6 protein-coding genes are annotated in these 9,781 nt (G+C 64.6%); all 6 read left to right on the forward strand.

Going from position 1 to position 9,781, the window contains the following annotated elements:
• The coding region (locus V7080_RS19665; protein WP_334190089.1) for a tetratricopeptide repeat protein at positions 1–3,629 on the forward strand (3,629 nt) is incomplete at its 5' end.
• Positions 3,617–4,192, forward strand: a complete 576-nt coding sequence (locus V7080_RS19670) for a penicillin-binding protein activator LpoB (RefSeq protein ID WP_334190090.1) — start codon at positions 3,617–3,619, stop codon at positions 4,190–4,192. The genes V7080_RS19665 and V7080_RS19670, both read left to right, overlap by 13 nt.
• Positions 4,192–5,655 (forward strand): PelD GGDEF domain-containing protein, encoded by a 1,464-nt coding sequence (locus V7080_RS19675; protein WP_334190091.1) that lies wholly within the window; start codon positions 4,192–4,194, stop codon positions 5,653–5,655. The genes V7080_RS19670 and V7080_RS19675 overlap by 1 nt, the downstream gene beginning before the upstream one ends.
• Positions 5,645–6,712 (forward strand): hypothetical protein, encoded by a 1,068-nt coding sequence (locus V7080_RS19680; RefSeq protein WP_334190092.1) that lies wholly within the window; start codon positions 5,645–5,647, stop codon positions 6,710–6,712. Before V7080_RS19675 ends, V7080_RS19680 begins: the two co-directional genes overlap by 11 nt.
• The gene (gene pelF, locus V7080_RS19685; RefSeq protein WP_442947258.1) at positions 6,709–8,310 is read left to right on the forward strand and encodes a GT4 family glycosyltransferase PelF; all 1,602 of its coding nucleotides are present in this window, start codon (positions 6,709–6,711) and stop codon (positions 8,308–8,310) included. The genes V7080_RS19680 and pelF overlap by 4 nt, the downstream gene beginning before the upstream one ends.
• A 9-nt stretch (positions 8,311–8,319) precedes the next feature.
• Positions 8,320–9,690, forward strand: a complete 1,371-nt coding sequence (gene pelG / locus V7080_RS19690) for an exopolysaccharide Pel transporter PelG (RefSeq protein ID WP_334190093.1) — start codon at positions 8,320–8,322, stop codon at positions 9,688–9,690.
• Positions 9,691–9,781 lie beyond the last annotated feature (91 nt).

Consider the following 9,781-nt stretch of genomic DNA (forward strand, 5'->3'; position numbering starts at 1 on the left):
GGCTGAAGCTGTCGATTCTGGAACAGCAGGCCTACGCGGAACCGGCGGATGCTCCCGGCCGCGACGTGATGCGGGGCCTTTTGCGGCAGCAGCTGCGGGCAATGCAGCGATGGCCGTTGACAGGACAGCGGCTGCTGGAACTGGGGCGCAAGGCCATGCGCAGCAGCGAGACGACCGTTGCATCCGCCGTCTACCAACGCATCGCCACCTCCGCGGAGGAGATGCCGGCGGCGTTCTATGATGACGCGGCGCGCGGCATGCTCGGCATCGGCGATTACCGCACCAGCGCGCTTCTCTACCTGCGGGCGATGCAGCAAAGCACTGCGATCGACCGCCAGCGACGATTGTTCATGGATGCGATCGGCACGTTACAGGCAGGCGGTTTCGCCGACGAAGCGCTGGCCGCCGCCGAACGACACATCGGCCCCCTCGGCAACGACACCGAGACCCTGCGTTTCCTGGTGCGCGTGGCGCAGGCGAACAACCGGCTCGATTTCGCCGAGCGCTACGTCAAGCGCATGCTTCGCATGTCGTTCCTCGACCGGGAACCGGGCATACGCAGCGTTCGCCATCAGACGCCTTATGAATGGCTGGCATCGCTGGGGAATCAGGATGCCGGCCCGGCAAGGTTGGTGCGCGTGGCGGGACCTGCGGCAACAGTCCCGGCCGCCGGCACGGATGCATTCCCGGCGGCGCCCTTCGACGAAGAATCGTACCGGCTGGGATTCGAGGTCTTTCTCGCAAACCGCAACCTCGATGCGGCGCGCCGGCTGGCAGTGGCTGCCGTCCGGCAACGGCCGGACGCGGCGGAATGGCGCAAGCGCCTGGCGCAGACAAGCGAGTGGAGCGGCGCGCCACAGGACGCGCTGCCACAGTGGCTGGCGTATGCGCGCATGACCGGCAGCGAAGAAGGATGGGATGCGGTGCTGCGCCTGTCGGAAGGCTTGTTCGACCAGGCCGCGCTGGAGACCGCACTTCGTCACAAGGTGGTGTCCGAACCGCGGAAGCGGGTTTGGATGGAACGCCTGCTTGCCTTATACGAAAACGCGGGACAGGCCGACAAGGCGATGCAGGCGCTGCGCGACCGTCTGGGGGTGAATAACCGAGGTGAGGTTGTCGGCAGGAGCACCGTCTCCGGCGCCGAGCGGGAAGGCGACCTCGAACTGCTGGCCGGCCTTGCCAGCCGCGGTGGAAAGGAAGCGGAACTGATCGCCGCGCTGCGCCGCCTGCAATCCGAATTCAGGCCCAACGCCGCGCGCGCATTGCGGATCGCCACCCTGCTCTACCAGCGCGGCCAGGTGGACAAGGCGTTCGATGAGCTGGCGCGCTCGGCGCCGCAGGCCACGCTGGCGGATGCTGCCTTCTGGCGTGCGTACGCGCAGATCGCCGCGCAGTTGCAGAACGACGCGGTGGCGCAGGAAGCCTACCGCAAACTGGTGGAGGGCAACGCCCACAACGGCAACGATGCGAGCAACCTCTTCTCGCTTCTCTCCACCGACCATCCGAGGGCGGCGGCGCTGCTGGCGGAAGCGGAGTTTGCCCGCTCCGGCAATCCGGAATTCGCCAAGGGTGCGCTCAACACCAGACTGGCCGCAGCCGACTTCGACGGCGCGCATCGTTTCCTGCAAGGCCTTTCCCGGGATGCATTGGCGACGCTGGAACAGGATGCGGACTTCCTGGCCGGACGCGCCGCCGTCGAACAGGCGCGCAACAACCTGCCGGGCGCAATGCGGGACCTGCGCGCGGCGTTGAAGCTCGCGCCGGACAGCGCCGATTTCCGCGCCGGCATGTTGTGGGCGATGATTGCCGCCCGCGACACCGCGCCCTTGAAAGAGGCGCTCGCCGCCTGGGCGCACGATGCCGAAACGACACCATCCCTGTGGGGACCATTCGCCGCCGCCAACATGGCGATCAATCGCCAGGCGACCGCCCTGCACTGGTTCCGCAAGGACGGTTTCCCCAGGGATGATTACCTGTGGCTGATGAGCTACGCCGAATGCCTCGATGCCAACAGCCAGCCGGATCTCGCCTGGCGCATCCGACGCCGCGCCTGGCTCGACCTGCGCAAGCCCGAAGTATTGCGCAACGCGCCGCCGGACCAGTTGCGTGCCCTGCGGGACCGCCTTGCCGCCACCGCGCCGCTGTTCATGGGCGGCGATGGCGCCCGGCAGGTGGTGCAGGCGCTGCTGCGTGCCGACGTGACGCAGCTCGTCGAGTCCGGTTCCGCCGCAGCCGCTCCGCTTCCGAAGGACGGCAAGAGCCTGCTGGAGGCCATGGACCGCGCCGACCGTGAACCCATTGCACGCGCAGCGGCGGTTCCCGCGGACCCTGCGCGCATGTTCGCACCGGGCAGTGGACAGCGGCCGCGCGACGATGCCCGCCTGACAGCCAGCGTACGCGAACTGGCGCTGGCGTATGCGTTGAACCGCCAGGCCAATGACCTCGCCGCCGCCTGGCTGGCCACGCGTTATGCCGGACAGTTGTCAAAGCCGCTCTGGGGTGACCTCGCGATGGTGCTGAACAAGGGCGACCGCCATCAGCTCGACGACATGCTGGACAAACTGCCCGACTGGTTGCCGATGTACGACCGCGTCGAAGCGGCCGAACGCGCGGGCCGTCCCGGGCTCGCGCAGACACTGGCCTTCGACCAACTGGCGCTGCTCGACGCCGATGAACAACTGCATTTGCGCCTGACGAACCTCACCGTCAACGAGCCGGCGGCATTTCAATTCAATCGCTCGCGCCTGGACGATCCGGCGCTGCACATCGACCGTACCGAAGCGACCGCCGGCCTGCAGCTCACGAACGGTATGAAACTGTCGCTGACGCTTTCGCACCGCGATCCGCAGAGCATCGACCCGGCAGTGCTGCGCGGAACGCCGCGGCGCGACAACGAAGCCGAACTGACGCTTCGCAAGCGCACCCCGACCGGCTACGCCGCCCTCAGCGTGCAGACGCGGCAGGCGGCAGCGAATGTCACCGGCATGCGTCTTGATTTCGACCTGTCGCCGGCCTCGCCACTGCGATTGACCGGCAATATCGGCATCCACCAGCGCGCGGTGGAAACGCCCTTGTTGCGCATCGGCGGCATGCGCAGCGGCGTCGACGCCAACCTGACCTATCAACTGAGCCGTGCGGAATATCTGCGCCTCAGCCTCGGCTGGCAGCGCTACGCATCGCAGGAAGGCACGTCGCTCGGCACCGGCCGGAGCTGGACGGCGGAAGCCGGCAGCCACCTGCGGCTGGAATACCCGAATCTGACCGTGCGCACCTTCGCGACCGGCAGCCGCTTCGACGATGACGGCCGCATCGATGCATCGCTGATGCGATATCTTCCCGAGGGACGAACCGACCTCGGCATGCTGCCGACGGACAGCGTGTCGTATGGCGTCAGCGTCGGTATCGGCACGGTGGTCGACGGACGTTACACGCGGGCGCTGCGTCCTTTTTTCGAAGCGGGTCTTTTATACAACCGCGACTCCGGTCGCAATTACAACCTGTCGGGTGGCGTGGCCGGCAGCGTGCTCGGTCAGGATGTACTGACCCTGCGCTTTCAGCGCAGCAGCGGCACTCCGACTATTCCACGCGGCTTTCAAGAATTGGGGATCAATTACAAATGGCTTTACTGACTACTGCATCGACAGGCGCCTCGGCTTCCCGCTCGCGCGCATTGCTATCCCTGGCATTCGCGGGCTGCCTTGCCTTGCTGGGCGCCTGCACCACGATGGATGCCGGACCGCCGCCCAAACTTGAATCCAATGCGCGCTGGACGGTGCTGCCGTTCGTCAACCATACCGAAACGCCGCAGGCCGGCCTGCGCGCCGAATCGATCGCGGAAAACCTCCTGCGTGCCGGCGGCGTGTCGAAGCTCACCCGCTATCCGGCCAGCCTGAATACCGAAACCCTGTTCGAGCCGATGGATCGCAAGCAGCGCGATGCGGCACTGGAATGGGCCCGGCGGGAAAATATCCGCTACGCGCTTGCCGGCGGCGTCGACGAATGGCGGTACAAGGTCGGCATCGACGGCGAACCGGCCGTCGGCCTGACGCTGCAGGTCATCGACGTTAGCAGCGGCGACGTGCTGTGGGCATCCGCCGCCGGCGGCACCGGCTGGAGCCGCGAGGCCTTGTCGGCGCTGGCACAGAAACTCCTGCGTGGCCAGCTCGCTCCGGTCATCAACGCGGCCCGCTAATGATCGCCTTGTTTCGCCGCCTGGCAGCGATTCGCATGCGGCGTTCTCCGGCAGATGCGCGGATGAACGACAGCGCGGACGATGGCGCATTGGCCATCGGCGACATGCTGCGCCGCTTTTCGGTTCTCGAACCGGATGAGATGCAGGCTGCCCGCCGTTCCCCGATGGCGCTGGTGGACGTGCTGGTATTTTGCGGCGGCGCGCTGGCGATCGGCAGCCGGGTATGGCCGAACGACATGTTCGGCGTCCAGGCGGAATTTCCCTGGCTCTGGATTTCGCCTTTGCTGATCGCGCTGCGTCACGGCTCGTCCATCGGATTGCTGGCGGTGGGACTCTATGTCGGCTGGTGGCTGATGATGGCTCGCTACGGCTGGCCGGGCATCGGCGACAACCCCGTGTTTCCCCGCAATTTCTTCGTCGGCGGTTTCGGCGTGGTGCTGATCGCCGGCCAGTTTTCCGACACCTGGAAGGAGCGCACCCGGCGCATGCTGGCGACCAGCGCCTACCTGGAAGAACGTCTCAAGACACTGACCAAAAACCATTTCCTGCTGCGCCTGTCGCATGAACGTCTCGAACAGGACCTGCTGGTCAAGCCGGTGACCCTGCGCGAAACGCTCAGCCGCCTGCGCGACATCAGCATGGACCGCAGCAAGACCGGCGAGGGGTTGCCTGGCGCGCAGGAACTCATCCAGCTTCTCGGCCAGAGCTGCCAGCTTGAACGCGCGGCACTCTATGCGCTCGATGAAAACGGCATGCCGATCCTGCCGGCGGCGGCTGTGCTCGGCAGTCCGTCCGAGCTATCAATGCAGGACCCGCTGCTGCGCCACAGCCTCGATGAAGACATTCTCACGCACGTGCAGTCCGACGGCATGCCGGCCGACGCACGCGACACCAGCCGCTACCTGATCTGCGCGCCGTTACTGCCCTCGACCGGACGCCCGATCGGCGTTCTCGCGGTGGAAAAGCTCCCCTTCCTCGCGCTCAACGCCGAGACGCTGCAGCTCTTGTCCGTCCTCACCGACTACTACGCCGACGGCGTCAACCTCGATATGACCACGCGCCGCGTGCTGGCCAAGGTACCTGCCTGTCCGCCCGAACTGGCGCTCGATATCGTGCGCCTTCATCGCATCCGGCTATCGTCCGGCATCGATTCATCGCTGGTGGCGCTGGTTTTTGAGAACGACGAGGTGTCGCTCGATATCCTGGAGCAGGTCAAGCGCCTCAAGCGCGGCGTCGATATTTCCTGGGAACTGGCCGGTCCGAAGCATCATGCCCTCATCACGTTGCTGCCGCTGGCCGGCTCGGCGGCGGTGGAAGGCTACCTGCTGCGGATCGAAGGCGCGATACGCAACCAGTTCGGCACCGGCTTCATCGGCAGCCGGGTCGTCATGCACACTGCCCGCATCGGTTTTTCGCCGCCTGCGGCCACGCTCTCCCACCTGGTGACGCGCTGTGCTGTATAAGCTGACACTTTCTTCGCTGACTCTCGAAACCGCCGCCCTCTGGCTGCTGTTCTCGGAAAGCCGCAGCGTCGCCCTGATGCTGCAGTACTTTCTGCTGCATGGCATCGCCAGCGCATTGATGGCGGTTGCCGTCGGCATGCTGGCGCCGAGAAAATACCGGCGCCAGAAAACCCTGCTGTTCGCGCTGCTGTTTTCCTTTCACTTCTTCATCCCGGTGTTGAGCATGGTCGCCGAAGCGCTCGCCGTGGTGCTCTACCGCATCCTGCCGACGCTGAAAAAGAAAGCGACCTTCGGCACCATGCAGCCGCCGGAATTCAACACCTACCGCAATCATGAAGGCACCGGTTTCCGCAGCGGACAGGCACGCTCGCAGCTTGCCAATACCGACGCGCCGGTGGAGCAGCGCCTGAAGGCGCTGATCGCGGTGCAGGACACGCCGGTGCGGGCTATCGGCCCGCTGCTGCGCAATCTGCTGGCCGACCCGGCCGACGACGTGCGGCTGCTGGCATACGGCATCCTGGACAGCAAGGAAAAACACATCACCCGCCAGATCGTCGAAAAGCGCCAGCTGCTGGAAGCCGGATCGAACGCATCGCACGGCGAGCCGCCCGGTCCGGCAGAACGCTTCCACCTCTGCAAGCGGATCGCGGAACTGTACTGGGAACTGATCTACCAGAACCTGGTGCAGGGCGATATGCAGCTGTTCTCCGCCGAACAGGCGCAGCAGCATGCGCTGCAGGCGCTCGACATCAATGCCGACGACGGTGGGCTCTGGTTCATCATCGCCCGCCTGAAGCTGGCGCGCGGCGACGTGGCCGGCGCCAGACATGCGCTGGAACAATCGCGCCTGAACCATTTCGCCTACGAACGACTGCTGCCCTACTACGCCGAGCTGGCGTTCCTGGAGCGGCGTTTCGATACCCTGCATGGCCTGCTCGCCGAACTGGAAGACAGCGGCGGCGGGCCGGCGCTGGAGAACGTCAAGCGCTACTGGCTTGGCGGCCGCGCCGGTGCGCCTGCGAGCAACCCCTCCCTGTCCCGGAGCCCCGCATCATGAACGCGCCGCTATCCGCATCCCAGGCCGCACCCGCGGCCCTGCCCACCGCCAGCGACTGCGACGTGATGCTGCTGCTGGAAGGCACCTTCCCCTATGTCAGCGGGGGCGTATCGAGCTGGGTCAACCAGATCATTCGCGGCTTTCCCGAGATCCGCTTCGGCATCTGCTTCATCGGCAGCCGGCGCGAGGATTACGGACCGCCGAAATATGCATTGCCGCCGAACGTCGTCCATGTCGAAGTGCACTATATGCATGAACGGCACAATGTCCCGATGGTCAAGCCGCGCCGCGGCGACCGCAAGGCATTCGCGCAGATGGAAGCGTTTCACGAACTTTTCCGTTCCCCGGGCAGCCAGGCGGGCCAGCTATCGGCATCGCTGGAAGCGCTGGTGCCGCTGATGCAGGACGGCAAGGCGATGGACGAGGCCGCCTTCCTGTACAGCGAGGGTGCGTGGGAATACATCACCCGGCAGTACCGGGCGTTCTGCACCGATCCCTCGTTCGTCGATTATTTCTGGACGGTGCGCATCATGCACGCGCCGGTATGGCTGCTGGCGCGCATTGCCAGCCGTCTGATACCTGCGCGTTGCTATCACAGCATTTCGACCGGCTATGCCGGCCTTCTCGGCGCATTGCTCAAGCAGCAGACCGGACGGCCGCTGCTGCTGTCGGAACACGGCATTTATACCAAGGAACGCAAGATCGACCTGTTCCAGAGCCAGTGGATCCGCGACAACCGCAGCGTCTTCGAGAAGGACGCCTCGCAGATCTCCTATTTCCGCGACCTGTGGATCCGATTCTTCGAAGCGCTCGGCCGCATTTGCTACGAGGCGTCGGACGACATCGTCGCGCTGTACGAGACCAACCGGCTCCGGCAAATCAAGGACGGCGCGCCCGCCGAGCGCACCCGCAACATCCCCAACGGCATCGATCTGCCGCGCCTGTCCGCACTGCGGCCGCTGCGGCCCGAGACCCCTCCGCCGGTGCTGTGCCTGATCGGCCGCGTGGTGCCGATCAAGGACGTAAAAACCTTCATCCGCGCCATGCGCACCGTCGTCAACCTGTTGCCGGATGCCGAAGGCTGGATCGCCGGACCGGAGGACGAAGACCAGGGCTATGCGCAGGAATGCCGCAACATCGCCGAAGGACTTGGACTGCAGGACAAGGTGAAGTTTCTCGGTTTCCAGAAAATCGATGAGCTGATGCCGAAGATCGGCCTGGTGGTGCTGTCCAGCATCAGCGAGGCGCTTCCGCTGGTGCTGCTGGAGGGGTTTGCCGCCGGCGTGCCGGCGGTCACCACCGATGTGGGTTCCTGCCGCCAGCTCGTTTACGGTCTCGACGAGGCCGATCAGGCATTGGGCGCAGCCGGAGAAGTCGTCGGCATCGCCGAGCCGGTGTTGCTGGCGCAGGCCGCGGTCAACCTCCTGGGCGACCTGCCGCGCTGGCATGCGGCGCAGGCGGCCGGCATCACGCGGGTGGAACGTTACTACACGCAGGAGCGGATGTTCGGCGAATACCGCAGCCTCTATCAGCAATCGCTGCAGCAGCCCGGCGCACCCGCGCAGGCGCTCCGCTGCCCGATGCATCCACAGCGCTGACGGAGTGCCATGGCCGGTATCGGATTCGAACTGCGGAAAATCCTGAAGCGCGACAACCTCGTCTCGCTTGTGCAGGCGTACGGCTTCGCCGCCGTCATCAGCTCCGGACCCTGGCTGCTGTCGATCTTCGGCATCCTCGTCATCGGCATGCTGAACTATTCGCTCACGGTGCCCAACCGCTTCATCGAGGAGTTCCAGGTCAGCGTCACTTACCTGATCGCCTTCTCCCTGATCCTCAGCGGCGTCTTCCAGCTCGCCTTCACCCGCTTCACCGCCGACCGCCTGTTCGAGAAACGGCGGCATCTCATCGGTCCTGCCTTCTACGGCGTCACCCTGGTGCTCACCGCTGTCAGCGGCGTCTGCGGGGTGCTGGCGACGCTGTTTCTGTTCCCCGAACAAAGCGTCCTGTTCCGGCTGCTCTTCCTTGCCGCGTTCGTCGTGCTCTGCAACATCTGGATCGCGACGATTTTCCTTTCCGGCATGAAGCGGTACAAGCAGATCGTCTGGCTGTACTTCCTCGGCTACACCGTCACGGTTCTGGGAGCACAGTTACTGCGCGGGTGGCAACTCGAGGGCTTGATGGCCGGTTTCCTCATCGGCCAGTCCTTCCTGCTCTTCGGCATGATGGTACTGATCGCCCGCGACTTCCCGGCGCAAACGCTGATGTCCTTCGATTTCTTCAGCGGCAAGTACCTGTACCCGTCTCTGATGCTGATCGGCGTGCTCTACAACCTTGCGGTATGGGTGGACAAGTTCATCTTCTGGTTCACCACGGAGACCAGCCAGGCCATCATCGGCCCGCTGCGCGCCTCGGTCATCTACGACATGCCGGTATTCCTCGCCTATGTCTCCATCATCCCCGGCATGGCGATCTTCCTGTTGCGGCTGGAAACCGATTTCGTCGAGGAATACGACGGCTTCTACTACGCGGTACGCACCGGCGGCTCGCTGGAAACCATCGAGCGCTTCCGCAACGGCATGGTCGCCACCGTCCGGCTCGGCATCTTCGAGATCGTGAAAGTGCAGGCGATGGCGTCACTGATCCTGCTGATCGCCGGCGAGCAGTTGCTGACGTGGATGGGGATCTCGACTCTTTACCTGCCGCTTCTGTATGTCGATGTGATCGGGGCCGGCTTGCAGGTGGTGCTGTTGGGGATTCTGAATGTGTTCTTTTATCTGGATAAGCGGCGCATCGTGTTGTGGCTTTGTTTTGCGTTTGTGGTGCTGAATCTGCTGTTTACGTGGATATCGATTTTGCTGGGGCCGGCGTTTTATGGGTATGGGTTTGCGGTGAGCGTGCTGGTGGTGGTGGTGGGGAGTTTTGTGTTGTTGTCGAGGAAGTTGGCGGTGTTGGAGTATGAGACGTTTATGTTGCAGTGATCTCTTCGGTGATTCAACTCTGTTCTTTCTTCGATCATGCTAGCCGGGACTGGCCCCGGCGGGCCACCTTCTTTTTTGCTTCGCCAAAAAA

The organism is Noviherbaspirillum sp., from assembly GCF_036846085.1.
GTDB lineage: Bacteria > Pseudomonadota > Gammaproteobacteria > Burkholderiales > Burkholderiaceae_D > Noviherbaspirillum.